The sequence below is a fragment of the Desulfurellaceae bacterium genome, from assembly GCA_021296095.1.
Taxonomy (GTDB): Bacteria; Desulfobacterota; Binatia; order Bin18; family Bin18; genus JAAXHF01.
Window position 1 is genome coordinate 34,415 of record JAGWBB010000074.1, and the last position, 26,379, is coordinate 60,793.

At 62.7% G+C, this 26,379-nt stretch carries 27 protein-coding genes and 1 tRNA gene; 15 read left to right on the forward strand and 13 right to left on the reverse strand.

Features of this window, described 5'->3' with window-relative positions:
• Positions 1-70: 70 nt before the first annotated feature.
• Entirely contained in the window at positions 71-301 is a 231-nt protein-coding gene (locus tag J4F42_16660; GenBank protein MCE2487149.1) for a hypothetical protein, read from the forward strand.
• A gap of 53 nt (positions 302-354) precedes the next feature.
• On the opposite strand, the gene J4F42_16665 is transcribed toward J4F42_16660, so the two are convergent.
• The 8 genes from J4F42_16665 to J4F42_16700 all read right to left on the reverse strand — a co-directional run bounded on the left by J4F42_16665 (position 355) and on the right by J4F42_16700 (position 6,945).
• Complete coding sequence (locus J4F42_16665) at positions 355-1,317, reverse strand: general secretion pathway protein GspK (GenBank protein ID MCE2487150.1); 963 nt, start codon at positions 1,315-1,317, stop codon at positions 355-357.
• The gene (locus tag J4F42_16670) at positions 1,314-2,012 is read right to left on the reverse strand and encodes a prepilin-type N-terminal cleavage/methylation domain-containing protein (protein MCE2487151.1); all 699 of its coding nucleotides are present in this window, start codon (positions 2,010-2,012) and stop codon (positions 1,314-1,316) included. The genes J4F42_16665 and J4F42_16670 overlap by 4 nt, the downstream gene beginning before the upstream one ends.
• A gap of 53 nt (positions 2,013-2,065) precedes the next feature.
• Positions 2,066-2,536, reverse strand: coding sequence for a prepilin-type N-terminal cleavage/methylation domain-containing protein (locus tag J4F42_16675; GenBank protein ID MCE2487152.1), 471 nt, complete (start codon positions 2,534-2,536; stop codon positions 2,066-2,068).
• 7 nt (positions 2,537-2,543) lie between these two features.
• Positions 2,544-3,026 carry a prepilin-type N-terminal cleavage/methylation domain-containing protein gene (locus tag J4F42_16680; protein ID MCE2487153.1) on the reverse strand — a complete coding sequence of 161 codons (483 nt, stop codon included), beginning with the start codon at positions 3,024-3,026 and terminating at the stop codon, positions 2,544-2,546.
• Between the two features lie 31 nt (positions 3,027-3,057).
• Complete coding sequence (locus J4F42_16685; protein ID MCE2487154.1) at positions 3,058-3,243, reverse strand: hypothetical protein; 186 nt, start codon at positions 3,241-3,243, stop codon at positions 3,058-3,060.
• A gap of 65 nt (positions 3,244-3,308) precedes the next feature.
• Complete coding sequence (locus J4F42_16690; protein ID MCE2487155.1) at positions 3,309-4,484, reverse strand: acyl-CoA dehydrogenase family protein; 1,176 nt, start codon at positions 4,482-4,484, stop codon at positions 3,309-3,311.
• A 22-nt stretch (positions 4,485-4,506) separates the two neighbouring features.
• A complete protein-coding gene (locus J4F42_16695) occupies positions 4,507-5,967 on the reverse strand; it encodes an amidohydrolase family protein (GenBank protein MCE2487156.1) in 1,461 nt (486 codons plus the stop codon).
• A 207-nt stretch (positions 5,968-6,174) separates the two neighbouring features.
• On the reverse strand, positions 6,175-6,945 hold the full coding sequence (locus J4F42_16700) for a lytic transglycosylase domain-containing protein (protein ID MCE2487157.1): 771 nt from the start codon (positions 6,943-6,945) through the stop codon (positions 6,175-6,177).
• 192 nt (positions 6,946-7,137) lie between these two features.
• On the opposite strand from J4F42_16700, the gene J4F42_16705 reads away from it, so the two are divergent.
• Positions 7,138-10,641, forward strand: a complete 3,504-nt coding sequence (locus J4F42_16705) for a bifunctional proline dehydrogenase/L-glutamate gamma-semialdehyde dehydrogenase (protein ID MCE2487158.1) — start codon at positions 7,138-7,140, stop codon at positions 10,639-10,641.
• 61 nt (positions 10,642-10,702) lie between these two features.
• Here the strand turns inward: J4F42_16705 and J4F42_16710 are convergent, their stop codons facing one another.
• From J4F42_16710 to J4F42_16720, 3 genes are all read right to left on the reverse strand, one after another.
• Positions 10,703-12,424 carry a methanol/ethanol family PQQ-dependent dehydrogenase gene (locus J4F42_16710; GenBank protein MCE2487159.1) on the reverse strand — a complete coding sequence of 574 codons (1,722 nt, stop codon included), beginning with the start codon at positions 12,422-12,424 and terminating at the stop codon, positions 10,703-10,705.
• Positions 12,425-12,466: 42 nt separating this feature from the next.
• On the reverse strand, positions 12,467-13,765 hold the full coding sequence (locus J4F42_16715) for a cytochrome P450 (protein ID MCE2487160.1): 1,299 nt from the start codon (positions 13,763-13,765) through the stop codon (positions 12,467-12,469).
• 83 nt (positions 13,766-13,848) lie between these two features.
• Positions 13,849-14,466 (reverse strand): ubiquinol-cytochrome c reductase iron-sulfur subunit, encoded by a 618-nt coding sequence (locus J4F42_16720; protein MCE2487161.1) that lies wholly within the window; start codon positions 14,464-14,466, stop codon positions 13,849-13,851.
• A gap of 283 nt (positions 14,467-14,749) precedes the next feature.
• On the opposite strand from J4F42_16720, the gene J4F42_16725 reads away from it, so the two are divergent.
• The 7 genes from J4F42_16725 (at position 14,750) to J4F42_16755 (ending at position 19,784) form a co-directional block, all read left to right on the forward strand.
• Positions 14,750-15,004 (forward strand): hypothetical protein, encoded by a 255-nt coding sequence (locus tag J4F42_16725; protein MCE2487162.1) that lies wholly within the window; start codon positions 14,750-14,752, stop codon positions 15,002-15,004.
• A gap of 14 nt (positions 15,005-15,018) precedes the next feature.
• Entirely contained in the window at positions 15,019-16,119 is a 1,101-nt protein-coding gene (locus tag J4F42_16730) for a HigA family addiction module antidote protein (protein ID MCE2487163.1), read from the forward strand.
• Positions 16,120-16,271: 152 nt separating this feature from the next.
• Positions 16,272-16,336, forward strand: a tRNA-Leu gene (locus J4F42_16735).
• A 212-nt stretch (positions 16,337-16,548) separates the two neighbouring features.
• Positions 16,549-17,106, forward strand: a complete 558-nt coding sequence (locus tag J4F42_16740; protein MCE2487164.1) for a hypothetical protein — start codon at positions 16,549-16,551, stop codon at positions 17,104-17,106.
• Positions 17,107-18,144: 1,038 nt separating this feature from the next.
• Positions 18,145-19,209, forward strand: coding sequence for a hypothetical protein (locus tag J4F42_16745; GenBank protein MCE2487165.1), 1,065 nt, complete (start codon positions 18,145-18,147; stop codon positions 19,207-19,209).
• Between the two features lie 23 nt (positions 19,210-19,232).
• On the forward strand, positions 19,233-19,514 hold the full coding sequence (locus J4F42_16750) for a hypothetical protein (GenBank protein MCE2487166.1): 282 nt from the start codon (positions 19,233-19,235) through the stop codon (positions 19,512-19,514).
• 21 nt (positions 19,515-19,535) lie between these two features.
• Positions 19,536-19,784, forward strand: coding sequence for a hypothetical protein (locus J4F42_16755; GenBank protein ID MCE2487167.1), 249 nt, complete (start codon positions 19,536-19,538; stop codon positions 19,782-19,784).
• Between the two features lie 32 nt (positions 19,785-19,816).
• On the opposite strand, the gene J4F42_16760 is transcribed toward J4F42_16755, so the two are convergent.
• Together J4F42_16760 and J4F42_16765 are read right to left on the reverse strand one after the other, a co-directional pair.
• Positions 19,817-20,839 (reverse strand): NADP-dependent oxidoreductase, encoded by a 1,023-nt coding sequence (locus J4F42_16760; GenBank protein MCE2487168.1) that lies wholly within the window; start codon positions 20,837-20,839, stop codon positions 19,817-19,819.
• 148 nt (positions 20,840-20,987) lie between these two features.
• The gene (locus J4F42_16765; GenBank protein MCE2487169.1) at positions 20,988-21,806 is read right to left on the reverse strand and encodes an alpha/beta hydrolase; all 819 of its coding nucleotides are present in this window, start codon (positions 21,804-21,806) and stop codon (positions 20,988-20,990) included.
• A gap of 154 nt (positions 21,807-21,960) precedes the next feature.
• Between J4F42_16765 and J4F42_16770 the strand changes: the two genes are divergently transcribed.
• The 6 genes from J4F42_16770 to J4F42_16795 form a co-directional block, all read left to right on the forward strand.
• Positions 21,961-22,347 carry a nuclear transport factor 2 family protein gene (locus J4F42_16770; protein MCE2487170.1) on the forward strand — a complete coding sequence of 129 codons (387 nt, stop codon included), beginning with the start codon at positions 21,961-21,963 and terminating at the stop codon, positions 22,345-22,347.
• 59 nt (positions 22,348-22,406) lie between these two features.
• Positions 22,407-22,790: a nuclear transport factor 2 family protein gene (locus tag J4F42_16775; protein MCE2487171.1), complete on the forward strand. Its 384-nt coding sequence runs from the start codon at positions 22,407-22,409 to the stop codon at positions 22,788-22,790.
• 174 nt (positions 22,791-22,964) lie between these two features.
• Positions 22,965-23,960, forward strand: a complete 996-nt coding sequence (locus tag J4F42_16780) for an LLM class flavin-dependent oxidoreductase (GenBank protein MCE2487172.1) — start codon at positions 22,965-22,967, stop codon at positions 23,958-23,960.
• Between the two features lie 35 nt (positions 23,961-23,995).
• Complete coding sequence (locus tag J4F42_16785) at positions 23,996-24,844, forward strand: LLM class F420-dependent oxidoreductase (GenBank protein ID MCE2487173.1); 849 nt, start codon at positions 23,996-23,998, stop codon at positions 24,842-24,844.
• A gap of 37 nt (positions 24,845-24,881) precedes the next feature.
• On the forward strand, positions 24,882-25,112 hold the full coding sequence (locus J4F42_16790) for a hypothetical protein (GenBank protein ID MCE2487174.1): 231 nt from the start codon (positions 24,882-24,884) through the stop codon (positions 25,110-25,112).
• Positions 25,109-26,379, forward strand: a 1,271-nt coding sequence (locus J4F42_16795) for an amidase (protein ID MCE2487175.1), incomplete at its 3' end; no start/stop codon positions are given. The genes J4F42_16790 and J4F42_16795, both read left to right, overlap by 4 nt.

Sequence of the window (26,379 nt, forward strand, 5' to 3'; positions counted from 1 at the left end):
CGCCAATGCGCTCCAACGTGCTAGGCTGGGCAGCTTAGCAGGCAGGACAGCAAACGCAAAGGAGACCGGTATGGAAGACGCACTGGCGGTGGTGGGGAATTGGATCGGTTTACTCAAGGCGGCCAAGTTTGCCGTGGCCGAGGTCAACCGCGACTGTGAGGAACGTGTCGCTGCCGGCAGCACCGAGGCCGCAGACGAGTTCCGCCACGACCTCGATACGGTCTTTGAAACCCTGAGCGCCCTGATCGTCGGTCTGGAGGAGCAGGCAGAAGTCCTGGAAGACGAGTTGGAAGACGACTGAGGGGTGGGCTTTAGACCCCGGACGGCTCGGGCCCGGAACGGCTCAAAAGGGAATTACGATTCCCTTTTCCAATCCTGCCAGCGCAGGAGGCGAAAGCGGCCAGCCCCAGTCCGTTCGACCACCCCCGCTACCCGCCGCGTCACCTCGCTCTCATCCACAAAGCCCACACTCTCGATGGTCATCACGCTCGGCGGGCTCAGACTGCCCGGACTCTGGCCATAGGCGACCAGCAGGCTGGAGGCGTCGGGTCCAGACATCTCGGACCGCTGCTGGACAAGCTCGGCGGCTTCCTCGGCTCCGATGCCTAAAATCGCCTGCAAAACTACCGGACCGGCTGTCATCAGGTTGGTCTTGTCCGCCCCGTCGGCGCCGCGTCGTCCGCCGTACACGGTGAAGACATCCGTCAAAACGCGGTCGTACAGCCGGCGGCTGATCCCGCGTACCAGCAGCAGTTCGTCCGGGGTGTCAAACGGACCGTCCTTGGCCGGATAGGGCAGCGGCAGGCTGAGATAGTAGTCGCTTTCGACCCCATTCAAACGCTCCAGGGGATCTGGATCGCGCCAGTCCAGAATCGCGTCGGTCAGCGCCTCACCCCACTCGGGCTCAAAGTCGAGATGGGTGAACACCGCCCGCAGGGCGTCCTCGGCAACGGTATTGATGTTGATCTTGCCGCCCTCATCGCTGACCCGGACCCGATAGCCACCCGCGCCAAACGTCTCCCTGACCCAGCGTCCGTCCCCCCGCAGCCACACCTCGACCGGCTCGAGCGGAGCAGACGGATCGAGCGCGCCGGGAGTATTGAGCGCGTCCTGGCCCAGCTGGACCGCCCGCAGAATGGCGTGCAGGGCTCGATGAAAGCCGGCCTGGGCCAGATAATAGGCTCGGGTTTCCTGCTCGTGGGTCAACGCCGTCAACGCCTCGACCCGCATCGTGCGTGACAGCTCAAAGGCCAGCACCATCAGCGCCATCAGCGCCCACAGCACAACCACCAGGACGATGCCCCGCTCGTTTCTCATCGGCGGCCCCGCCTACGGCGGCGGCCCTCCCCGTCTCCACTCTGGGGGCTCGCCCACAGCTCTGAGGGAGCGGTACGGACCTGAATCGGAACCTCCAACTCCCACTCCAGGGGTAGCTGGCCGAGCTGGGCGCGCCAGGCGCAGCGGATTGCCCTGGGCAGACGCCGATACTCCTGGCCATCCCACTCATCGGTCCACTCGTCCTCAGCCCACTCATCGTCGGTCTCAGCCCGCCCCAGATAGGCCCAGTTCAGTTCGTCCACCTCGGGTAGCAACTGCGTTTCCTGCACCACACCACCCTCAACCCCGTCTATCAAATCGATCGGCAGCACAGGGGCGGCGGTCCGCACCCACAGGCCCACCCGCCCGTCCTCTTCCCTGAGGAAATAGGTGATTTTGCTCAGTCCGCCGGCCTCGGCTCGCCCGTCTCCGGAGATGAAACTCAGCTCCTGAGATGCGCCGAAAAAATACACAAAGGTTTCGCCCTCGTCCTGCAGGGTGAGCGGATAGGCCGACTTGAGCTGACGGGTCAGCAGCGACAGCGCGGCCCGGGCATGCTGGTTATCGAGCGCCCGCGCCGTTCCCCGCCGAGTGGATTCGGTCCCGATGTTGAAGGCGGCGTAGACCGCCACGATGATCATGCTGACAATGGTCAGGCTGATCATCAGTTCCAGCAGGGTAAACCCGCCTGACAAAGGGAATCGTGATCTCATTCCCCATAATACGATCATCACGATTCCCTTTGGCCTCACGACTCGCGCCCTCCGTCCAGCCCGACCTCGTCCTCTTCGATGACCGTCCGCAGCGAGCGCAGGATAAAGACCTTGGGTTCGAGGTACTCCTGCCACACAATCCGTACCTCGATTTCTTTGAGATGCAGAAAATCCGTCGGGCCGTCCTCATCGGCAGGCGGGCGGTCGTCATCAGCGTCGGGATAGATCTCCCGCACCCGGACCTGCCAGCTATAGCCGCCCGGTAATTCCCCACCGCCCTCGCCGTCTTCAAGGACGTCCAGGGCAAAGGTGCGATCCATCACATTTTGTCCGTACAGCGCAGCCTGGGTTCGGGACGAGGCTTTGCTGCCCAGCCGGACGCTGCCGGCGAAGAGTTCCAGAAGGGTGACGAGGCCGACCGCCAATATCATCAGGGCGATCATGATTTCGAGCAGGGTGAAGCCGGCCGTGTGATGCAGCCTGGCCCCGTGGTGTGGCCTGTCCATGCCCGTCTTAGTCCTCTTCACGTTCATGGCGGATGCTGACCGTACCCAGAAGCGGATCGAGAGCGACGACAAAGACCAGCTCGGAGCCTCTCTCTCGTCCGTCCCGGGCCTGCTCAATCCGAATTTCTCCTCCGGAATTTGTCCCGTCCGGATAAAAATGAAACTCCACCTCGTCGTCTTCGCCACGCCACCGGCCAGAAGCCGATAACACACCGTCCCGGGACGCCACCTCGACCACCTTGCCGCCGTGGCGGTAGGCATTGCTGTTCGGATCCACCACAAAGACCTGGGCCTGGGCGCGCTGGACGGCATACACGCGCATCAGGCTGAGCGCCGAGCGCAGCCGCCAGGCGGTCTGCTCGGGATCGCCCCGGCCCAGCCACTGGCCGACCATCGGCATCGCCAAGCCGGCGGCCACGGCCATGATGAGCACGACCAGCAGGAGTTCCAGCAGGCTGAAGCCTGCGGTCTGTTTCCACGTCGGACGCATCGTCTGGACGCTCGGCGCGGCGGGGGCGTGCCTACTCGTCTGCCGGGGCGTTTTTCAGGGCCTGTATTTTGAACACAATGACCAGACAGGCCAAACCGCTGGCCACCAGACAGCGGACCTCGCTGAACGGCGCCGGCGAGGCCAGCAGTTCTTGGCCGCACACAAAGATCACTATCGCCATCAGGCCGATCATGACCCGGTCCCAGAGTTTGCGCATCATCCCTCTCCCAAAGTCAGCGACGACAGCCTGTTGAAGCAGAATGTCCTCATCGTTCCCTTTGCCTAGCGGATCGCGTCCATCCGGCGGGTCAGATCTTTGGTAATATTTTTCTGATGCGCCTCCAAGGTCCCACCGCCGATCTCCAGCAGCTTGGCGTCGCGCCACAGGCGTTCGACCACATACTCGCTGAAATAGCCGTAGCCGCCCAAGACCTGCATGGCGTTGTCGGCCACCTGCTTGGCCATAGTGGTGGCGACGAGCTTGACCCCGTCGGAGTCGATCCGCTGGCCCGGGGAGTCGAGGTTCATACGCGCCGCGGTGTGGTAGACATAGGTGCGGGCGGCCATGTACTGGGCGTAGGAATCGGCAATATAGCGCTGGACTTGCCCAAACGAGTTGATCGGCTCGCCGTAGGCGGTACGTTCGCTGGCGTAGCGAGTCATGACTTCGACGCACCGTGCGGCGATCCCGGTTGACATGGCCGCGATCGTGACCCGTTCGATTTCCAGGTTACGCATCATGTGCAGCAGGCTCTCGCCCTCCTGGCCCAGACGGTTCTCAGCCGGCACCGCGCAGTCCTCGAACACCAGCTCGGCGGTCATCGAAGCCCGCATCCCGGTTTTGCCGTGCAGGCGTTGGCCGAGTGAAAAGCCGGGGAAGTCTTTCTCGACCACAAACGAGCTCAGGCCCTGGTCGGTCTTGGCGTAGACCAGGAAAATATCGCCCAGCGTCGTGTCGTCCACAGCACCATTGGTGATGAACATCTTGCGGCCGTTCAGGTAGTACATGTCCCCGCGCCTGACCGCCTGAGACTTCATGCCCAGCACGTCGGTGCCGGCCGACGGCTCGGTCATGCACATGCCGCCCACCCACTCGCCCGACATGACTTTCTCGAGATAGCGACGGCGCTGTGCGTCGTTGGCGTTCCGGCAGAAATTGTTCACGAACAGCATCGCGTGAGCCAGATAGGCCAGACACAAGCCCGGATCAACCGCCGACAGCTCCTCGTGAACGATGACGGCCGCCACGGCATCCATACCGGCCCCGCCGTAGCGCTCCGGTACCGAGATACCGAGCAGACCCAGGTTGCCCAGCTGGCGGAACAGGTCGAGGTTGAAGCGTTCCTGCCGGTCCGATTCAAGCGCCTGGGGTTCGACCTGTTCGCGGGCGAAATCTCTCACTGTTTGGCGCAGCAGGACGTGTTCCTGGCTCGGTTCAAAAAGGCTGTCGGTTCCCATACCGCGCTCTCCCCGGGCGGCCTCAGGCCGGTGCCTGGTCCTGGGTCACACAGGCGCGGACCTGCGACTCAATCGCCGTGCCGGCAAAGAAGTCGGGGTTCATGCTCGTCCACAGCCGGACCGGATTGGCAAACACAAAGTCACGAAAATCGTCCTGGCTGAGCACGCCGTCCTCAACCCCTTCGTAGGCCTCGCCCAGTACGTCGGTCATGTCCGGCACGTCAAAGTGGCCGATGTCCGAGCCGAAGACCGCGTTGAGTTTCGCCCCAAACGGATTGACCTGACGGTTGAACGCCCAGGCGTTGACCGGGTCATCCGCCTCACAGCCGAAATAGAAATTCGACACGAACAGGTCCCGAATGTCCTCGGCGCGCTCGATCTGACACCGGGCGAAGTCGTCGAGCTGCTCGGGTTTGTCGGTCAGCAGCCCCTGACCGATGGACGAGCGCAGTTCACCGACCTTGTCCACCACCCCGGCAGAACCGTAGCGCCGGATCAGGTCAACGAGGAGTTCATGGTTCAGGTTGGCCGGATTGACCGCCTCCAGCGCCCCGGGATTGCGCTTGCTCCAGTGGCCGATCAGATCGCTGTACAGGCCGCACGCCCAGCCGACTCCACCCTCCAGAAACGAGAAACGCAGCCGGGGAAAGCGCCGGGTCACCCCGTTCATGAAGATGGACTTGCACACGGCTTCGCTGGCTGCGGCAAAGTGGCCGATGTGGTTATACACAAAGTTGGAGATCGAGGTCCGCAGCCCGATGCCCGACGAGGCCGAATGAAAGCTGGGTGGGATACCGAGTTCCACACACTTGGCCCACACCGGGTCGTAGTCGTGCTCGCTATCCAGCCCCAGAGTATCGTGCCACTGGGCGTAGCGGCTGGCCTCGGGCGTGTGTCTGGCCACCGCCGGGACCGGCCGGCGCTGGAGGCTGGCCAGCATGGCCGCCTTGGTGCCGCAGTGCGCGGCCACAAACTCCAGCTCTTCAACCGCCTCCTGGGGCGTGTGCATGGGAATCACCGCAGCCGGGGTCAGCCGGTCCTCCAGGCCCTTGAACTGCTCGGCCGTATACATATTGAACGCGCGGCAGGCCGCCCGGCGCACCTCCTCGTCGCGCAGAAAGGGGGCAAACAGGGCGCCCCCGGTAGGATACATGACCGAAAAGTCCAGCCCCAGCTCGCCCATCCGTTCGTACAACAGCCTGGGCAGCATGGCCGTGGCCCGGTCACGCGTATTCTTGGTCGGCACCCCCCACCAGGCGGGTTGCAGCATCCGCCGCTCACGGCGCTCCTGGCCGGACATCTGAGCCCACTTCTTATTGCCAAACTGGTTGGCGACTTTCTGGTAGCGCTCGACAATGCGCTGGCCGCCGACCTGGTGCAGATAATCCATGGCCGCGGGTTCAAACTCGATCCAGTGACCATCGGAATCGATCACCGGGTGAGATAAACGGGCGTGGATATGTGCGGCTGATGCGTGTGGCATGGGTTTCCTCCTCGTGCGCCGGACAGCTCGGACTTCCAGCCTCACCGATTGCTGCGCACAATGCAACTCCGGTCGGTGCTGGACTGTCCTCGCCTTTCCCCTAAACGCTCGGCGCGGACAGGTCAAGATGTGACGGGCGGGAGACGGGCCGGAGGCTGGCGTCGGCGGTGTCGTGGAAGGCAGGTCTGAGGAGCAGGTGAGAGTACCTCACGACACCAGACAGGCTTGGAGCGGAACAATTGCCAGAGAGTCCGGACCCAGACTGTATCCGGAAATCCGATGCTGCAGTACCGGATAGGACGGTGTCTCGCCCGAACGGAGTTGCTCCGTTCTCTGGAGAACCTGGCGGACGTATTGCCGAGTCTCCACATAGGGCAGGTATTGACGCTCCTCCAGGATGGTCGGACCCATATTGTAGGCGGCTAAGGCGGCCGACCGATCAGCAAAACGGGTCAGCATGATTTTGAGATAGGACAGTCCACCGTAGACCAGGACCGGCAGGGAGTGCTCCGAGGGAGACAGGCCGACTTCTTCGAGGGCGACCGGTCCGATTTGCAGAGGTCCGCGGCTACCCCGGCTACCCGGTTTCATCGGATCACGGGCGTCACTTTCCTGAATCAGCAGGGCAACGGCCAAGGTCTCGTCAAGTCCCAACTGACGGGCCAGACAGCGGGTATACTGCTCGAGGGTGAGTCTGCTGTATGACTGGGACTTGCTCTGTTGCTGAGGGGAATAGTCGGTGGCTGGCAACTGCGGAGTCGCCGCTATCCGTTTGATTTGGCTCGGCTCTCGACTCGGCTCTTGGCTCAACTCTTGGCTCAACTCTTGGCTCAACTCTTGGCCCGGTTCTTGCGCGGGTGTCAGCGCCGAACTCGTCGGCGGTCGCAGGACGAGGAACCCGACGCTCAGCAGGACGACACCAAGGCAGGCATAATGCCACGCCGGATGGGTCAGCGAGGGAGACGGGGCAGCATTCATACGACACATTTCTCCTTGAGACGAAACTTTTCCTGAGTATGCGCAAATCGGCAAAACTGGAGGAAAGAGACAGGGGTAGCCCGTATCAGTCTTCGGAAGCGATGCAGGACGGGGGCGGGATGTCACCCGAATTGATTCGCCGGGACAAGTCTCGTAGCATGGGAGACATACGGCGCGCGCGGGAGATCCGGTATGGCGGCATTTCAGTATCCAGGGTCCGCGACTACAGACGCCTCGCTCGACCAACTTGCTGAGCGGGCGGTTGCTCTGGCCGCCCGCCTTTTGGCCAATGCCAAACAGCAGCAGAACGACCAGGAACTCGCCCACAGTAGCAAAATTGCCCGCATGATGGAAGACCCACCGGGCAAAGCCCTGACTCTGGCGCTGGCCGACCAAGCCTTCCGCAGCCGCGCTCCGGCCCGAATTGCCGACCAGCTCAGACACCTGATCGAGCAGTATGGGGTGCCACACTACTTCGCCGTGTGGGAACAGGCCGGCCTCTTTCTGGCCGGTCTGATGGCCACCTACATGCCCCAGCTGGTCGTGCCCCGGGTGGCGGCCAAGCTGCGCAACGAAACACACGGGGTAATTCTTCCGGCCGAGGAACAGGAGCTGCGGGCCTATCTGGATGAGCGCTACCGGACCGGCACCCGGCTCAACCTCAACCAGCTGGGAGAGGCCATCCTGGGCGAGCGCGAAGCCAACCACCGTCTCCATACCTATCTCTCTCTGTTAGAGCGTGATGATGTTGAGTATATCTCGGTCAAGATTTCGTCCATCGTCAGCCAGATCAACCTCGTCGCTTTCGAGCAGACCCTGGACGCCATCACACACCGTTTGCGTGTCTTGTATCGGGCGGCGATGGCTCGTAGCTATCTCACTCCGAGTGGGCAACGGGTCGCCAAATTTATCAACCTGGACATGGAGGAATACCGCGACCTGCACCTGACGCTGGAAGCCTTTCGGCGGGTGCTGAGCGAAGAAGAGTTTCTACACTATCGGGCGGGTATCGTCCTCCAAGCCTATCTGCCCGACTCGTATCCGCTCCAGCAGGAGCTGACCCGCTGGGCTCGGCAGCGGATCGAGCGAGGAGGAGCGCCGATCAAGCTGCGTATTGTCAAGGGCGCCAATCTGGCCATGGAGCGCATTGAGGCCGGCCAGCGCGGCTGGGAGCAGGCGCCCTATCCCACCAAGCTCGAGGTTGACGCCAACTATAAACGGATGCTGCACTACGGCTGTCGCCCGGCCCACGCCCGGGCGGTGCGGCTCGGCATTGCCAGTCATAATTTGTTTGACATTGCCTACGGCCTGCTGCTGCGAGACTACTACGGTGTTGCGGACGAGGTCGAGTTCGAGATGCTGGAAGGCATGGCCAACCATCAGGCCCGGGCAGTCCAGCAGCACGCCGGCGGGCTCCTGCTCTACGCCCCGGTCGTCAAACAGCAGGATTTCCACAGCGCCATCGCCTACCTGGTGCGCCGGCTGGACGAAAACACCACGCCCCACAACTTTCTGCACGACGTGTTTGGGCTCGAACCGGACAGTCCCGCCTGGAACAGGCAAAAGGCAGCCTTTATGGACGCCGTCCGCGCCCAGGCGAGTATCCCGTCCGGACCGCGCCGGACCCAGGACCGGACGGCTGCGGTCCGGCCCCTGCCCCTCGACGCCGCCTTTGTGAATACGCCGGACACCGATTGGTCGCTGCCTCACAACCAGCGCTGGGTCGCGGATATTGTCGTCCGCTGGAGCCGTCGGACACCCGAACCGATTCCGCTCCAGATCAGCGGCGCGTTCATTGGCGAGGCGTATCCAGGGCAGGGCCGGGACCCGTCCCGCCCGTACGCCGTCGCCTACCACTACGCCCAGGCCCGCCATGATCATATTGACCGGGCTCTGGATACCGCCCGACGGGCCCAAGCGGACTGGGCAGCCCGCCCGATTTCAGAACGCAAGAAGCTGTTGGGTCAATGTGCCGAGGCCTTGGCTCGGGATCGTGGGGAGTTGATCGGGGCGGTCATGCTGGACGGTGGAAAAACCGCCGCCGAGGCTGACGCCGAGGTCTCCGAGGCGGTCGATTTTGCCAACTACTACGCCCGGTGTCTCGACAGTCTGGAGACCCAGCTGAACGACTGTGCCTACGCCCCGCTAGGCACCGTCCTGGTCGTACCGCCCTGGAATTTTCCGCTGGCAATTCCCTGCGGTGGCGTCCTGGCCGCCCTGATGGCGGGCAATACGGTCATCCTGAAGCCCGCCCCGGAAGCCGTCCTGGTCGGCTGGCAGCTGTGTCACAGGCTGTGGGAGGCGGGCATTCCGAAAACCGTTCTACAGTTCCTGCCGACCCGTGACGACGCGGTCGGCACGGCTCTGGTCAGCGACGCCCGGGTCCAGGCGGTTATCCTGACCGGAGCGTATACGACCGGCCGTCTGTTCCAGGCGTGGAAACCGGACATCAGGCTCCTGGCGGAGACCAGCGGCAAAAACAGCCTGATCGTCACCGCCCTGGCCGATAAGGATCAGGCGATCAAGGAGCTGGTTCACTCCGCCTTCGGCCACGCCGGCCAGAAATGCTCGGCCGTCAGCCTGGCAGTCCTGGAGGCCGAGGTGTACGACGATCCGAGCTTTTTGCGCCAGCTTCGGGATGCCGCAGCCAGCCTCCAGGTTGGCCCGGTCTGGGACCTAGCGAGCAGGGTCACTCCCCTGATTCGGGAACCGAGCCCCGAGCTGTGGCGAGCCCTGACACGCCTGGACGACGGGGAATCGTGGCTCCTGGAGCCCAAGCCCGTCACTCCCCAGCTGTGGTCGCCCGGCATCAAGCTGGGCGTTCAACCCGGTTCCTTCTTTCACACCACCGAGTGTTTCGGACCGGTGCTGGGGCTGACGCGGGCCGACAACCTGGACCACGCCATATCAATCGTCAATACCTCCGAGTTCGGCCTGACCAGTGGCATCCACAGTCTGGACGACCGCGAAACCGCCCGCTGGCAGGAGCGAATCGAGGTCGGCAACGCCTATATCAACCGCTCAACCACAGGCGCGATTGTCCGCCGCCAGCCTTTTGGCGGCTGGAAAAAGTCGAGCTTCGGGGGCGGTGCCAAGGCGGGCGGGCCGAACTATGTGCTGAGCTTGGGCCGCTGGAGCCAAGCCCGGCTGCCGCGCCGACAGCTCGAACCTCCCCCCGCGCTGGCCGCTGTGCTGGACGACCTGATCGCCCTGGGCCAGACCCACGGCTTGTTGACCGAGCCCGAGACCGCCGTGTTGCGGGCCAGCGCCGGCAGCTATACCTACGCCTGGCGCGCCCACTTCGCCCAGGCGCACGACCCGAGCCGGGTCCCGGGAGAGCGCAACACCTTTCGCTACCGACCGCTCACACAGATTGTGTTCCGCATCGAAAAGAACGACCCATGGCGCACCATCGGACAGGTTCTGCTCGCGGCCACTATCTGTCAGGGACAGGTCACGATCAGTGTTGCGCCACAGGCTCCCAGCCTCGTCCCGCTGACGGCCCTCGGGCTCGAAGGCGCGTCTGTGTCAGCGCCTGGCCCGGTCCGGGGCAGACCGGCTGCGCGTCCTGGCCCCCGTCTCCCGGCCGGTCCAGGAGGCGGCCAACGCCGCTCACGTCCCGATTGTCGACGAGCCGGTGCTGGCCAACGGCCGCCTCGAACTGCGCCACTATGTTCGCGAGCAGACGGTGTCTGAGACGACCCACCGATATGGCAATATCCTGCCCCAGCCGAGGGCGGGAGCAGCCTGACCGACCTCACTCGTCGGCCAGGGCAAAGACCCACAACACGCCACCCTGGGGCACATGGACGGTGCGGCCAAAGGCTTTGTCGAGCAGTTCCTGTTTGCGCTGGGCATCCACACCCCAGCCGGACTGCACAGCAATATACTGCACGCCGTCAATCGCGTAGCTGCTGGGCACGCCGGTCACCCCCGAGTTAGTCCGCTGCTGCCACAGCACCTCGCCGCTTGTGGCGTCAAAGGCACGGAAGTAGCGGTCGTTGGTGCCGCCCGAGAACACCAGACCCCCGCCGGTGGTCAGCACCGGGCCCCAGTTGTGGGACCGAAAGGTCGTCGTCCAGACCTGTTTGCCGGTGTTCATGTCCCAGGCTTGCAGCTCGCCGATATGCTCTTTTGCGTCCTCGTGCAGGATGATCTCGATATCCGAGATTTTCAGCCCGACAAACAGATCGCCCGGCCGGTAGGTGGCCGGCTCGCCCTGCATGGCGCCGCACAGATTTTCGTTGGCCGGGATGTAGACATAGCCGGTCTTGGGATTATAGGCCGACGGCGGCCAGTCCTTGCCACCCCACACCGAGGGGCAGAACTCGGCCCGCTTGCCGATATCGGGGATCTTGTCCGGGTCGTACTCGGGCCGGCCGGTCTGGGGATCGAGCCGGGTGAAGACGTTCTGGCGGACAAACGGCTGGGCATCGACAAAGCCGATTGTATCGGCGCTGCGCTCCAACAGCCACAGGTAGCCGTCGCGCCCGGCGTGGACCAGACCCTTGAAGGTCCGGTCGTCGCGGCGCACGTCGAGCAACAGCGGGGCCGACACCTCGTCCCAGTCCCAGGACCCGTTCCAGTGGTACTGGTGATAGCCCTTGAGTTCACCGCTGTCGGCGTCGAGGGCGATGACCGAGGTGGCGTACAGATTATCGCCGGGACGGGCGCTGCCCATGAACGGCCCGCCGTTGCCCGTCCCCCAGTAGGTCAGATTCGTCTCCGGGTCATAACTTCCAGTGATCCATATCGACACCCCGCCGGTCTTCCAGCTGTCCCCGGCCCAGGTGTCGTGCCCGGGCTGGCCGGGACCCGGAATGGTATGGGTTTTCCACACCGACTCGCCCGTCTCGGCGTCGAATGCCTGGATGAAGCCCCGAATCCCCATCTCGCCGCCGGACATGCCGACAATGACCTTGCCCTTCACAATCAGCGGGGCCAGGGTCATGTAATAACCGGCCAGGTAATTCTCGACCTCGGTCTCCCATACTACCGCGCCAGTCTTGGCGTCCAGCGCTACCAGATAGGCGTCAACCGTGGCCAGGTAAACCTTGTCCCCATACAGGCCGACCCCCCGGTTGGTCGGGTGCAGCTGGAACAAATCCTCGGGCAACTCACGGCGGTAGCGCCACAGCAGGTCGCCTTTTCTGGCGTCCAGGGCCAGCACCTGATTCTGCGGTGTCGTAATGAACATCACCCCGTCATTGACAATCGGCGGGGCCTGATGACCCTCATCGACTCCGGTCGAGAAGGTCCACACCGGCACCAGACGCTTGACATTCTGAGGTGTGATCTGATCCAGCGGGCTATAGCCCCAGCCGTCATAGGTCGCCCGGTACATCAGCCAGTTTTCCGGCTCGGGCTTGAGCAGGCGCTCGTCGGTGATCGGGCTGTAGGTGTCAAGCGCCTGGGCTGCGGCAAAGCCGGGCAGTCCTCCCAGGACCAGCATAACGATGAGAACAATGAGTGTGGGCATACCGATTTCCTCGCTGTGTGCTACCAGCGTTCTCCGCCTCCCTCAGGCGACCGGCCGGAACTCGATGTGCAGCTCCTTGAGCGCCCGCAGGGCGAAGTTGGGGGCGACGCCGAAGTCGTTCCTGCCCGGCGCAAACCACATCTCGTCAACCCGCTCCAGCAGCGTCTTGAACGACCAGTACAGCTCGCGCCGGGCCAGCGGCGCACCCAGGCAGTGATGGACGCCGGAGCCAAAAGCCAGATGCCGGCCGGGCTTGTCGCGCTCCAGGTCCAGCGTCTCGGGGCAGGCAAACTCCCGCTCGTCGCGGTTGCCGGCGGCGTAGCGCAGGTTGATCAGCGCTCCCTTGGGAATGCTGACGCCGTGCAGCTCGATGTCTGCGGCGGCCACCCGGAACAGTCCCTGTACCGGGCTTTCCAGACGCAGCACCTCCTCAACAAAGGTGCGCAGGTAGGTGTCCGGCTCGGCCTTGAGCATCCGCCAGGCCGGTGGGTTGTCGATGAGCAGCTTCACGCCAAAGCCGATGGCGTTGGTCGAGGTCTCGGCGCCTCCGACAAAAGTGTCGGCCATCATTTCGGCGTGCAGCTCATTATCGTTAAGCGGCCGCCCCCACTCGGGAATGACACGGTTGACCAGCTCGGACAGCAGCGTGTCATCGGGCTCCTTGCGCAGCCGCTCGAAGATGGGCTGAAAGTAGTGCTGGGCCTCGATCTCCATCTCCACCGACCAGTGTTCCTCGGCTTCGGTCTGCATCATACCGAGACGTTGGACCCAAGCGTCGGTCCAGGCTTTGATCTTCCAGATGTCCGCTTCAGGAACGCCCATTTGGCGGCCGATAATAATCAGGGGCAGTGGGACGGCGAACTGCCTAACCCAGTCGCAACGGCCGTCGTCGATGAAGGCATCGATCAGCCTGGCGGCGGTTTCCCGGACGAAAGGGTCCATCTCGTTGATCTTCCGGGGGCGAAACGCCTCGTTGAAGATGGCTCGCATCTGCCGGTGGTTGGGGTCGTCACGGGCGGCCAGCGTCTGGGCCGGCACCCAGCCCCTGTCCTCGTACAGCTTCAGTATCCGCTTCGCGCGTTGCGGGTCGATCCGATTCCGTCCGCCGCTCTGCCCGCCGCGCATGCTGCTGACGAAGTGTTCGGTGTCGAGCAAGACCTGGTGCAAATCCTCGAAGCGGGTAATGACGTAGAAGCCGGTCAGCGGATCGCGCCACACCGGCGCCTCGTCGCGCAGCTTCTGGTAGGCGTGATACGGACAGTGCTGCAGGGCCACATCCAGCAGCTTGATGTCGTCAAGGGATTCCGGCACGACCGGCCGGTAGGGCGCTTTTGCGGTCATTGAGATTTCCTTGGCCTGATTTTCCCCGGGATTCTTTCACCTTCATACCGGACGCGCAACGCGGCTGCGGGGAGCTGCCCGCCTCACGTTCTCTTGCCGCCGACTCTTCCGCTGAACGGCCCAGCGACCGACAGGCTACCCCCGACCAGTTGCAGCGGCAGGACCGGCAGCGGCTTGGGCGCCGGACCGCCGTGAATACGCGCCCGGTCTTTTGGATCAAAGGCCGAGGAGTGACACGGACACACAAAGTGTTGTTGTTCGGCGTCCCACTCGGAGATATTGCAGCCAGTGTGAGTACACACCCCGGAGTAGGCGATAATGCCCTCCACCGCGACCTGCCGGGTTTTCGGACTCAGCTCTTGCTGGGCAAAACGGACCAGCAGAATCTGGTTCAGGCGCGACCGGTCGCGGGCGACCTGGCTGGCCGCGTCTCTGGGATAGGCCAGGACCGGCGGGCCGCCGAGCGGGATGTCATCGAGGGTAATCAGGCGGCCGTCGTTTTCCCAGAAGGGATAGACCAGCTCGTCCCCGGCTTGGGGCGGAAGTCTTCTGGGATCGTCCTTTTTCTTTGGGGCAGTCGCCGCGCTGTCGGCCAGCACCAGGCCCGCTCCGGCCGCTCCGATCAGCGACTTGAGCAGCGTCCGACGGCTGACACGCCGACCGTGCGGACAGTCGCTGCAATTCACAAGACTCCTCGGCATGGAGGTTCTTCTACGTGCGGAGCGGAGCCGAGTCAATTGCGGCCGGAGACAACGGCTCGGCAGAATACGACGAACGAAGAGAGAAGACCGAGCAGGAACCGGCCCAAAAACGTTCCTGCCTAACTCTGAGGTGCCAGGCTTGTCTTCTCACACAAATACCGATAAATCGTTACCCATAAGGTAACTTAAATGAGATATCAGTGTGGAAATCTTCTTTCGGAGCCGTAGGCTCGCCAGAACGTTCAGCTCCAGCGACGCTCTCCGGCAAGCGTACGGTGACCGCATGGCACGGACAATCATGAACCGTCTTGCAGTTCTCAAGAATGCCCAGACCTTATCGCTGGTACCGGCAACCCGGCCAGAACGCCGACACCAGCTCACGGGCGGTCGAGGCGGGCAGTACGCCGTTGATCTCGTCCATCCCCACCGGCTCATTTTTGTACCGCGCCACAAACCGCTCCCACGTCGGACGGGCGGTGGGCTCGACACGGACCGGGTGACCGCAATCACTATTCTCGAAGTTATCGACTACCACTGAGGGAGGGCAAGGCCATGGCCACGGAGACCAATCAGTACCGACCCGACTACGCCGTCCCACCGGGCGTAATCTTAGAGGAACGCCTTGCGGCGCACGGCATCTCCCACGCCGAGTTCGCCCGGCGCTGCGGTCGTTCCGCAAAGCTCATCAGCGAGATCATTGCAGGCAAGGCTCCGCTTGAGCCGGCGACTGCGCTGCAATTCGAGAAAGTCCTGGGCGTCGATGCGGGCATCTGGCTCGGCATTGAAAAAGATTATCAGCTGCACCGGGCACGCGAGGCTGAGGCGGAAGAGACAGAAGGAGTGAGCTCGTGGGCGCGGACATTTCCTCTGAAGGAGCTGATAAAACGCAGAGTCATAGAAAAGCCCGCCTCTAATTCCGACGCGGTGTCCAAACTGCTGACCTTCTTTGGGGTCGGGTCGATCAACGCATGGTGCGTGAAGCACGAACGAATGAGTGTCGCCTATCGGCACTCGCCGAGTTTTGCGAGCGATAAAACGGCGCTGGCAACGTGGCTGCGACTCGGAGAGCTGGAGGCTGAACAGCAGGAGGGTGGCGATTACAACGCGGCTCGATTCAAACAGGCGTTAAAGGAAATTCGAGGACTCACACGAGTCCCGATGGCGAGTGCCATAGAAAAGGCGTGGCAGCTCTGCAACGGCACCGGCGTCGTGCTTGCGCTCGTCAAACCTCTCCCGAAGACTGCTCTCAGCGGTGCAGCCTGGTGGCCCACCCCTCGCAAGGCAGTGATCGAGCTTAGCGCTCGCTATAAAACAGGCGATCATCTCTGGTTCAGCCTGTTTCACGAGGCTGCTCATCTCCTTCTGCATAGCAAGAAGGGCATTTTTATCGACTGGACGAATGGGAAGGAGGAACGTACCGACATCGAAGCACAAGCCGATGCCTGGGCGTCCGACTTTCTTGTGCCTCGCTCCCATTGGGAACAGTTCACTGCCGCGGGTGCGTATAGTGAGAGCGCTGTTCGTCAATTCGCCGAGGAACAGGGCATAGCCCCGGGCATCATTGTCGGGAGACTTCAACATGAAAGACGTCTACCCTGGCGGACGCCGCTGAACAGCTTAAAGGTCCGGCTGAAGTGGGGAACGACAGCATGAGCGGCCCGGCGATATCATCATCGGGGACAATGAAGGGTAGCCCTGTGGGTCGGGTTAGCCGGAGGCGTAATCCGACAGCCCGGCTGAAAGTTGGACTCAGGAGCTTGTATTGACAGCAAGCCTCCCCCTCCGCTAGAACACGATCTCCTCAGGCCGGGATGGCGGAATTGGCAGACGCAGTGGATTCAAAATCCACCGAGTCTCGCTCCCGGCACCAATCTTTAGGTACTTACATGATCCCACCATTTTCGACCTTGCCGAAATTGTCCGCCCCAGTCGGTGGGCAAAGAGGATCGCACGCTGGGCCGGGTGGCGTGGGCGGGGCCGCAAGCCGGCGGGACGGTGATAGGCTCGGATCGCGCACGCTACAGAGTGCTGGTTGAGATAGTGTTGGGACGAAGGATATGAGGAAAGGAAAGTGTTTCGACTGTGGCGCTAACTCCAACTCTCAAGTCGATGGAAGACCTCTTTGGAAAGCTTGAACGGGAGGCTCATCGCGCATGGCGTGCGGATGAGGAAATCGGGGTGGAGCAGGCAATCTCTCAGGCCGATCATTTCTACAATTTTTGTGTAACCGCGCATGCAATGAAGGATTACTTTTTTGAATCCATAAAGATCGTTGAGGATGCAGACAAACAGTCATACCGTGAGAAATGGAATAAGGATAAAATTCTCCTCGCCGCCACGGAGATCGCGAACGCCTCGAAGCATTTCATATTGAGAGACAGAAAGACGAGAGACCCAAAAGAAGTAAAGACCAACAACGTGGAGCCAACGACAAGGGAAGCGGAAGTCTTCCAGCTTACCGTCTCTGATGAAAAAATCGCCTTTCAGGAGAAGTCCGCAATCCAGCCGGATTTGATTATTGAACTCGAGAACGGGGAAAAGTGGGGCCTGTGGAATTTTAAAGCCCATATCATAGATTATTGGGCGAAGTGCCTTATAGCACTCAATCCTGAGTGGATACCGGGACACGAGGCAAAGTAGGGCGGAGCGCCACGGCATTGCACTGGGTATGATGGTGGGAGGTCTGGGTGGTCCTTGCAGCAACAAAAATAGAGGTGCAGCCAAGCTCCTGGGTGCTCAGTGGTCTGAGTTTTTGCTACATTTTTGCTACACCTCAATTCTTCTTTGAGCGCAGCGATATTTTTGCCTTCATCAGGAAGGGTCACCTGAACGAGGTTAGCGAGACGATCCCGTTGCCGTTTTATGAGTAAGGAGAGCCATAATGGAGGAGCGAAGCAGGTATAGGCCCGTACTGGTCCTGGCGCCGGGCATGTGGCTAGCAGGGGGGACCTGGGTGCTTGCCCAGGTGGATATGGAGGGTTCGGGTTTCACCCTGAAGAATTACAAAACCTACCTAAACTGCGCTGTGGGGACTCGGGAAGACATGCTGACGGATGAAGAGCATCAAGCATTCGTGTGTGCAGGGCAGACGATGAACTCCCCGATGACCTCCATTATCATCCTTGCGGACCAGGAGGGTCCTCTTGAGATACGACTCAACATAGGAGAGCAATCCCATCCCCACAACCGCATCCCTGTGGCTATCCGCATTGACAAACACTCCCCTGTCAGTAGAACGGCATACTGGAACAGCATAAATCGTGTCGCTGTGATTCCGGATCAAGACCTTGCCCGTTCTCTCCTGGATGAGTTGGCCACAGGGTGGCGCGTCGTTATTCGGGTTGGGCTCGCACAAGGACACATCGAACTGCATGGGTCGGCCGCTGCGATTGCCGACTTCCGCAGCAGAATACGACCTTAAACTGGGAAATTCTGTTGCCCGGTGGCTCGGCCCGTCGTCAACGTCTCTTGGATGGTCCAGTCTAGTGTCATCCGGCAACCAAATGCACAATGAGGGGCAGGAGAACCATTTGATCGTGAACATTGAGATCCATGACAAAGCCCAGCTCGTTAGGTGGACAAAAAATCCACCGCTGGAGACAGCGTGCGAGTTCGAGTCTCGCTCCCGGCACTCATGCAAGCGGGCGACAGCTGCCTGTGACGACAAGAGGCATGTCCATGACACAAGACGCATACGAGCTTGAGGATCAGGCCGATCTGATCGAGTTTTACTTTGAGCAGGGCGTGACCGACGGCCTGCCGGTCGTCCCGCCAACCGAACAGCGGGTGCAGGCCATGCTGGCCGCTACCCGACGGCCTGCGGATGAGGTGATTGCTGCGGTGCCACCCAACTATGCCGACGCCACGGTCGAGAAGATCGCCGTCAACGCCGTCATGGCCGGCTGCAAACCGGCCTATCTGCCGGTGGTGATCGCCGGTGTCCAGGCCATGTGTGATGAGCGGGCGAACCTGCACGGGGTGCAGGGCACGACCCATACCGCCACGCCCCTGTTTATTGTCAACGGCCCGATTCGCCACCAGCTCGACATCAACTGCGCCACCGGCGTGTTCGGCTCGGGCTGGCGGGCGAACGCCACGATCGGCCGGGCGCTGCGGCTCATCATGGTCAATATCGGCGGCGCCCAGCCCGGAGAAATCGACAAATCGGCCATGGGCCACCCCGGCAAGTACACCTATTGCATTGGCGAGTATGAGGAGGTGAGCCCGTGGGAACCGCTGCACGTTGAGCACGGCTACGGGCGGCAGCAGAGCACCATCAGCGTATACTGCTGCGATGCGCCCCAGTGCATCAGCAACCACGGCAGCCGGACCGCCCGGGGTATCCTGAGCACGATTGGGGCCAGCATGAGCGTCGGCTGGAGTGACAAGACATATTTGTCGGCCAATTATCTGGTCGTCATCGGTCCCGAGCACGCCGAGACGATTGCCGCCGACGGCCTGGACAAGCGGGCCGTCAAACGCTTTCTGTATGAGAATGTCCGGCGACCATTGCACGAGCTGCTGCCCGGCCCGGACGGCAGCGAGGGCCTCAACCCCGAGCGTCTGCCCGGCTGGCTCGACGCCACCAACACGGCCAGCCTCATTCCAAAAGTCGCCAGCCCGGACAATATCATTATCGCCGTTGCCGGCGGCACGGCCGGGCGCTTTTCGGTCCATATGTGTGGCTGGGGGGGCGGCGCGGGCAGCAGCCAGCTTGTCACCGTCCCGATTGACGACAACTGATAGACCCACAGGAGGAATCAGCCATGGCCAAACTCTACAACCCGACCGCCGCCCCGGTGCAGGCCAGCGCCTCGCTCGCCGCCCGCGTCCCGGATCTGCGCGGCAAGACGATTGGCTTGCTCGATATCAGCAAAGCCAAGGGTAATTTCTTTCTCGACCGGCTCGCCGAGCGGCTTGAGGCCCAGTTCCAGCCGGCTGAGATCATCCGGCGCATGAAGCCGACCTTTGCCCGTCCCGCCCCAGCCGACACCCGCCAGGAGCTGGCCCAGAAGTGCCATCTGATCATCGAAGCCCTGGCCGATTGAGGCTCGTGTACAACGTGCAGTGTGCACGACGGAATCTTTTTTGAAAAAGCCGGCATTCCGGCGGCGGTCTTTGCCACTACCGAGTTCAGCAATGCGGCGCGCGCCCAGGCCAAGGCTCTGGGGCTGCCCGATTTTGAGGTCATTCTGGTTGAGCATCCCATTCAGCCCCTGACCGCGGAGGAGGTCCACGGTCGGGCCGATGCGGTCTTTGCGCAGTTGCTCACCAAACTGACCGGCGGCTCGTCCCTGGGGTTGCGGGCTGCGGGCTGAGGACCGGGCCAGGGGCGACCGACCGGTTGCCCCTACTGGACATCGGCAATCTTCAGCAGCTGCTTGCCCAGATTCTTGCCCTCAAACAGACGCAGGAAGGTGCGCGGGGCATTGGCAAAGCCTTCCTGAATATCCTCCTGATGGACGAGCTGCCCGCTGTCCAGCCAGCCGCTCAGCTCCTGCACGCCCTCGGCAAAACGCCGGTAGTAATCGACCAGAATAAAGCCCTCCATGCGCGCCCGCTGGAGAATCAGGTTGAAATAGTTCTTGGGGCCGGGCTGGAGTTCTGCGTCGTTGTAGCGGGAAATGCCGCCGCACAGCACAATGCGCGCCTTCATCGCAATCTGAGCCAGCACCGCGTCCAGAATCTCGCCGCCGACATTGTCGAAAAAGATATGAATGCCGTCCGGGCACAGCTCCCGCAGCCGGGCGGCGACATCTTCAGACTTGTAATCGATCGCCGCGTCAAAACGGGCCGCATCGGTCAACCAGGCGCACTTGTCCGGTCCGCCGGCGATGCCGACCACACGGCAGCCCTTGATTCTGGCGATCTGGCCGGCAATAGAGCCGGTGGCGCCGGCCGCCCCGGACACGACACACATCTCGCCGCCCTTGGGCTGGCCAAGATCGAGCAGCCCGAAATAGGCGGTCAGGCCGGTGATGCCCAGCACGCCCAGGGGTGCGGTCAGCGAGGCGCTGGCCGGAATCTTCGAGGCCGGCATCAGGCCGCCTTTACCGGTAGTGACGGCGTACTCCTGCCAGCCGAATCCGCCCTGCACGCAGTCTCCGGGCTGATAGTCGGGGTGTTTGGAGGCGACCACCTGTCCGGTGGCGACGGCCCGCATGACCTCACCAATCTGGATCGGCGGAATATAACTCGGCCGGTCGTCCATCCAGCCCCGCATAGCCGGTTCAAAGGCGATATAACAGTTGCGGACCAGGAACTGGCCGTCTTCGAGTTCTGGCACGGGCGCTTCGTGATACTGAAAATTCGACTCGGTGACCATGCCCTGGGGGCGGGAGGCCAACAGCCACTGGCGGTTCATGTCTGCCATACACATTCTCCTTACTCGGTCGGGTCAGATGTAGCGCTCTGGCACGCCGACTGCAAGATAGTTATACCTTGCACACCCTGGGGGATATCTCCTCTGGAATGGTCGCTTGGGGAGGGAGCGCGCTTAGCCTCGGCAGCCTTGTGGTAAATCAGCCTCGGCTGAAAGACTGGCGGATGATACGGGCGACCTCGGCCGGCTTTTCCATGGGCAGGAAATGGCTGGTGCCCGGAACAGTGACCAGGCTGCCCTGAGGCAAGCGCCGGGCGGCTTTTTCCGCCACCGCGAACAGGGGCGGGTCTGTCTGCTCGCCGCGGATGACCACGGCCGGACACACGACCCGGCTCATCAACAGGAGCCCTGGCAAAGACGTGGGCCTCGACCGTGACCGGGCACTTGAGCCGAATGGTGCCGTCCGGCAGGTCGGTCGTGCCGTGGTTGACGTAATCCCACAAGACGGCTTCTTGCCAGCCGGCAAAGGCGGCTTTTGTCCGGTAGGCGTCAAACAGCTGTCGGCGCGAGTCCCACACCTCACGCCGCCGCAGGGTCTGTTCGACCAGGGACCGGTTGGCCACCCGCTCCCGTGCGGAAAGGTCACCGGCTCAAGCAGGGCCAGCCCCTTCACCCGGCCGGCATGGCTGGCCGCATAGCCGGCCAGCAGGGCCGCCCCGCCTGAATGGCCTACGCCATAGAAATCCTGGAGCCCCAGGGCGGCAATCACCGCCGCAAGGTCCCCGGCCATGTCTTGCCAATGAGAGTCTCGTAGAGCCGGCTTGTCGCTGTCGCCCTGACCGCGCAAGTCAAGGGTGTATACGTGGTAAGCGTCTTCCAGATGCCGGATCAGCTCCCGGTAGACCCGGCCCAGAAAGCCGTTGGCGTGCACCAGCAGAACCTCCGGCCCACCGCCGCCCCAGTCGGCGACGTGGAGTTTGACGCCGTCCGCCTCAATAAATCGGCTGCGGGGCTCCATGGCGTTCTGGTGTAAACCACGTGTGGGCATTTGTCCAGCAAGGCAAACGAGGTGTATCGGCGGGGTGTGTCCACTTGCACACGCCCCCCGACCTTTAGTAAAAGGCAGGCTGAGACTGACCCTAATTCCTGATTCTTCCAAAGGAGGACCACGTATGAGTGCCCAAGAGATCGAAGCCCTGACCAGAGAGTTCTTTGACACCTTCGCCCGCAATGATTTGGCCGCAACGGCGACCATGCTGTCCGACGACCTTGAGGTCATTGACCACGTGCCCTATCGGTTCGACACCAAGCAGGAATTTGTCGAGTTCCTGCAGGGCGCCATGGCCGGCATTGAGTCCGGCACCTTTGGCTGTCGTCAGCTGTCATGCCGGGTGTTCAATGACAACGGGGCGGTGGCCAACATGTACGACACCTTCTCGGGCATGGGCAAAAACGGCAAACCCCTGAGCACACACGGCCGCACCAGCCTGGTGTTTGCCAAAGAGGGCGGTCAGTGGAAGATCGTCAGCTGCCACTTCTCGCCGCTGCCTGGCCACTAAAAGCGAAACGTGACGCCAGCTCTTCTCTACACGTTTCGCTTTTCTAAGGAGGACCGCTCATGAGTGCAGAAATCGAGGCCCTGACCAACGAATTTTTCGCCGCCTTTGGCAGAAACGATCCCCAGGCTGCGCTGGACCTGCTGTCCGACGACCTTGAGGTCATTGACCACGTACCCTACCGCTTCGATAACAAGCAGGAGTTTGTCGAGTTTCTCCAGGGTGCCATGGCCGGCATCGAGTCGAGTACGTCCGCCATACGTCAGCTGTCGTGCCGGGTGTTCAACGACAGCCTGGCCGTCGCCAACGGCTACGACACCTTCAGCGGGGTGACAAAAGACGGCCAGGCCCAGAACCTGAACGGCCGGACGACGCTGGTGTTTGCCAAAGAGGGCGGCCAGTGGAAGATCGTCAGCTGCCATTTTTCGCCGCTACCAACGCACTAGACGCACCTTTCGCCTCCCTCCCATCGGGGAAGGGAGCGGCCCCCCGTCCGTGGTGGTGAGCGCCGGGGCCAACTCGGCGCTCACTCCCACCCTGTCCGGGCCTGACCGAGCACCGCCCGGCGCCTGTCTGGTCCGAACGTCTCTCACCCCTCTGCCTTCCTAGAGGAGGACGGTATGCAAATCGGGCTGAGTCTGAACGGCGATCAGGTCACGCTCGAAGAAACCCTCCAGTTTGCCCGCCAAGCCGAGGCCCGGGGCTTTGCCTCGATCTGGGTGCCGGAAGCCTGGCGGGACGCCTTCGTGCCCCTGACCGCCATCGCGCTGCAAACCAGCCGGATTCGCCTTGGCACCGCCATCGCTCTGGCCCTGGCGCGCAGCCCGGTCCTGATGGAAAAGGCGGCCGCGTCACTCGACGAGCTGTCCCACGGTCGCCTCACTCTCGGCATCGGCCCCGGCCCAAAGGCCTGGAACGAGAACTGGCACAATGTCACGTTTCACCCGCCGGCCGCCTACATCCGGGAATATACCGAGGTGTTGCGGCTGATGTGGTCGGCGCACTCGGGGAGGCGCATCAGCTACGCCGGCACCTATCTCAACATCACCGACTATGAGCGCTTCGGGCGGCCGTATCGGGAGCGCGTTCCGATCTACTTCGGGGCGGTCATGCCGCGCTTTCTGCGGGCCGCCGGGGCGACGGCCGACGGCTTGTGCGTGGCCTCTTTTCATACCGCTCGGTATCTGCGCGAAGTCGTCCACCCCAACCTCAAGGCCGGACGCGGCTCGACGGATCGCAAGCAGGAGGTTGTCACGACCGTCATCTGCGCGGTCGATCCCAACGGCGACGCGGCCAGACAGCGGGTCAAGGGCCAGCTGGCCTTTTACGCCAGCATTCCGTACTACGACGTGGTGCTCGACCTGCACGCCTTCGGTCGGGACACAACGCGTATCCGCGAGGCAGCCCAACGCGGCGACAGCGCCGGGATGATCGCCGGGGTGAGCGACGAGATGGTGGATCAGGTGGCTATTGCCGGGACCCCGCAGGAATGCCGCGAGCAGCTGGCCCGGCACGACGGGCTGGTCGATGAACTGATCCTCACCTCACCCTCGTTCGGCCTGGACCGGGCCGAGATTGTGCGCAATCACCAGCAGCTGCTGGCCGCCTTTCCCTGAAGGCGCGTTACGGGCCAGCCCCAGAAAGGAGAGCCATGTCCTATCCGGTTCGCTTCGGCATTCAGACTCCCCAGCAGAACAGCAACAGCTGGTCCGATATGCTGTCGGTGTGGCAGGAAGTCGAGCAGCTCGGCTTTGATACGGCCTGGGTGTTCGACCATTTCCTGCCCATTTTTTCCGATCCGACCGGTCCCTGCATGGAGGGCTGGACCAGCCTGTCAGCCCTGGCCATGGCGACCAGCCATATCCGGCTCGGCGTCATGGTCAGCGGCAACACCTACCGTAATCCGGCCGTGCTGGCCAAGATCGCCACGACCGTCGATATCATCAGCCACGGGCGCCTGATCCTGGGCATGGGCGGTGGCTGGTTTGAGCGTGAACACACGGCCTTCGGCATCCCGTTTCCCGGCATCGGCGAGCGCCTGGGCCGGCTTGAGGAGTCCCTGAGCGTCGTCAAGCGGCTGTGGACCCAGAACACCACGAGTTATACCGGACGCTACTATCAGCTGGACGACGCGCCGTTCCTGCCCAAACCGGTCCAAAAGCCGCACCCGCCGATCCTGGTCGGCGCCTCGGGCGAGCGGGTGGCCCTGGGCATTGTCGCCCGCCACGCCGACATGTGGAACAGCTTTGGGCCACCGGCGCTGTTCCGGCACAAGATCGCCAAGCTGGCCGGGCACTGTCAGCGCATCGGGCGCGACCCGGACACGATAGAAAAGTCGGTTCTGGTGACCGGCATGTTTGCCCCCGACGAGGCCCACGAACAGATCGAGGACTATGTGGACGCCGGGGTGACCCACATCATCTTTTCGGTTGAAGTCGAGCAGGACCGGGAGACGATTCGGGCCTTTGCCCGGGATGTCATGCCGGCCTTTCGGACTTGACGGCCGCCGTCGCGCAGCACAAAGGAGGACACGCGCAATGGACACCAAAGACATCATCGTCGCCAAGCTGGCCGAGTGGGACCTGGAGCTGAGCGACGCCGAGCTTGAACAGCTGGTCGAGCCGTACGAAAACCTGCTGCGCTGGCGCGGGACGGTCGAGGACATGCTCCGCGCCCGGCCGATTGCCGACGGCATGCAGTTCCCCGAGAGCGAGCCCCTGCTGAGCCACGCGCTCGACAAGAGTGACAAGAAAGGAGGTGCCGCATGAGCGCCGACCACGACCTCGCGTATGTGTCGATTGCCGAGCTGTCGGACCGGATTCAGAACAAGGACATTTCTCCGGTTGAGGTTGTCCAGGCCACGCTGGAGCGGATAGACCGGCTCGAGCCGCAGCTCAACGCCTTCAATACGGTCTTCGCCGATCAGGCCCTGGCCGAGGCGCGCCAGGCCGAGACCGACATCGGGCGGGGGACCTACCGGGGGCCCCTGCACGGCATTCCCATCGGCATCAAGGACATCTACGAGTGCGGACCGACGACCTGCGGCTCGGAGTCGCTGGCCGACTACGTTGCCGACCAGGACTGCACCTCGGTCGCCAAACTCAAACAGGCCGGAGCGATTGTGGTCGGTAAAACCGCGACCTATGAGTTTGCCTACGGCTTTCCCACCACCCAGTCGTATTTCAAGCCGACCCGCAATCCGTGGAGCCTGGCCCACGACGCGGGTGGTTCGAGCAGCGGCACCGCAGCCTCGACTGCGGCCGGCCTGGCCTACGCCGGCATGGGTTCGTGTACCGGCGGCTCAATCCGCTGGCCGGCTCAGGCGTGTGGGATTGTCGGGCTGAAGGCGACCTACGGGCGGGTCAGTCGGGCCGGCGTCTACCCCTTGTCGTGGAGTCTGGACCACACCGGTCCGCTGGCCCGCAGCGTGACCGACGCGGCGCTGATGCTCCAGGGCTGCGCCGGCCACGATCCGCTCGATCCCGCCTCGGCCAAGGTGCCGGTGCCCGATTTCACGGCCAAGCTCGGCCAGGACGTCACAGGCATGCGCATCGGCCTGCTGCGCTCACTGTACGAGGACAACTGCGATCCAAAGCTGCTCGGCCCGTATAACGCGGCGGTCCAGAAGTTTGCCGACCTCGGCGCGCAGATCGTTGACCTGGCGTCGATCAGCCTGACCCAGATGCAGGCCATTGAGTGGCCGGGCCTGTTTGCCGACTGCGCGACGATTCACGTCAACAACGTGCGCCACGCGGGCGATAAGTATAACCCGCACGCCAAGCTGTTCGTGGCCTACGGACTGCTGGTCAGCGGGGCGCAGTATCTGATGGGCGCCCAGGCTCGGGCTCAGGTTCGGGACGATTTGATCGGCGCGCTCGAAACCGAGGTGGACGTGCTCATGCTGCCGACCTCGGGTTTCCAGATCAACACCATTCAGGACCGCTCGCCGGGGCCCAGCATTGTGTCGAAATCCTTCTCGGTCTACACCCCGATCTTCAACTTCACCGGGCTGCCGGCCCTTCAGGTGCCGTGCGG

What these genes read in the sequence shown, in the direction of transcription:
- J4F42_16710 (MCE2487159.1), bottom strand. Translation starts at nt 12,424, where the DNA reads ATGCCCACACTCATTGTTCTCATCGTTATGCTGGTCCTGGGAGGACTG.
- J4F42_16720 (MCE2487161.1), bottom strand. Translation starts at nt 14,466, where the DNA reads ATGCCGAGGAGTCTTGTGAATTGCAGCGACTGTCCGCACGGTCGGCGT.
- J4F42_16675 (MCE2487152.1), bottom strand. Translation starts at nt 2,536, where the DNA reads ATGGACAGGCCACACCACGGGGCCAGGCTGCATCACACGGCCGGCTTC.
- J4F42_16715 (MCE2487160.1), bottom strand. Translation starts at nt 13,765, where the DNA reads ATGACCGCAAAAGCGCCCTACCGGCCGGTCGTGCCGGAATCCCTTGAC.
- J4F42_16705 (MCE2487158.1), top strand. Translation starts at nt 7,138, where the DNA reads ATGGCGGCATTTCAGTATCCAGGGTCCGCGACTACAGACGCCTCGCTC.
- J4F42_16700 (MCE2487157.1), bottom strand. Translation starts at nt 6,945, where the DNA reads ATGAATGCTGCCCCGTCTCCCTCGCTGACCCATCCGGCGTGGCATTAT.
- J4F42_16745 (MCE2487165.1), top strand. Translation starts at nt 18,145, where the DNA reads ATGACACAAGACGCATACGAGCTTGAGGATCAGGCCGATCTGATCGAG.
- J4F42_16785 (MCE2487173.1), top strand. Translation starts at nt 23,996, where the DNA reads ATGTCCTATCCGGTTCGCTTCGGCATTCAGACTCCCCAGCAGAACAGC.
- J4F42_16780 (MCE2487172.1), top strand. Translation starts at nt 22,965, where the DNA reads ATGCAAATCGGGCTGAGTCTGAACGGCGATCAGGTCACGCTCGAAGAA.
- J4F42_16775 (MCE2487171.1), top strand. Translation starts at nt 22,407, where the DNA reads ATGAGTGCAGAAATCGAGGCCCTGACCAACGAATTTTTCGCCGCCTTT.
- J4F42_16765 (MCE2487169.1), bottom strand. Translation starts at nt 21,806, where the DNA reads ATGGAGCCCCGCAGCCGATTTATTGAGGCGGACGGCGTCAAACTCCAC.
- J4F42_16680 (MCE2487153.1), bottom strand. Translation starts at nt 3,026, where the DNA reads ATGCGTCCGACGTGGAAACAGACCGCAGGCTTCAGCCTGCTGGAACTC.
- J4F42_16725 (MCE2487162.1), top strand. Translation starts at nt 14,750, where the DNA reads ATGGCACGGACAATCATGAACCGTCTTGCAGTTCTCAAGAATGCCCAG.
- J4F42_16660 (MCE2487149.1), top strand. Translation starts at nt 71, where the DNA reads ATGGAAGACGCACTGGCGGTGGTGGGGAATTGGATCGGTTTACTCAAG.
- J4F42_16690 (MCE2487155.1), bottom strand. Translation starts at nt 4,484, where the DNA reads ATGGGAACCGACAGCCTTTTTGAACCGAGCCAGGAACACGTCCTGCTG.
- J4F42_16750 (MCE2487166.1), top strand. Translation starts at nt 19,233, where the DNA reads ATGGCCAAACTCTACAACCCGACCGCCGCCCCGGTGCAGGCCAGCGCC.
- J4F42_16790 (MCE2487174.1), top strand. Translation starts at nt 24,882, where the DNA reads ATGGACACCAAAGACATCATCGTCGCCAAGCTGGCCGAGTGGGACCTG.
- J4F42_16685 (MCE2487154.1), bottom strand. Translation starts at nt 3,243, where the DNA reads ATGCGCAAACTCTGGGACCGGGTCATGATCGGCCTGATGGCGATAGTG.
- J4F42_16760 (MCE2487168.1), bottom strand. Translation starts at nt 20,839, where the DNA reads ATGGCAGACATGAACCGCCAGTGGCTGTTGGCCTCCCGCCCCCAGGGC.
- J4F42_16770 (MCE2487170.1), top strand. Translation starts at nt 21,961, where the DNA reads ATGAGTGCCCAAGAGATCGAAGCCCTGACCAGAGAGTTCTTTGACACC.
- J4F42_16730 (MCE2487163.1), top strand. Translation starts at nt 15,019, where the DNA reads ATGGCCACGGAGACCAATCAGTACCGACCCGACTACGCCGTCCCACCG.
- J4F42_16665 (MCE2487150.1), bottom strand. Translation starts at nt 1,317, where the DNA reads ATGAGAAACGAGCGGGGCATCGTCCTGGTGGTTGTGCTGTGGGCGCTG.
- J4F42_16695 (MCE2487156.1), bottom strand. Translation starts at nt 5,967, where the DNA reads ATGCCACACGCATCAGCCGCACATATCCACGCCCGTTTATCTCACCCG.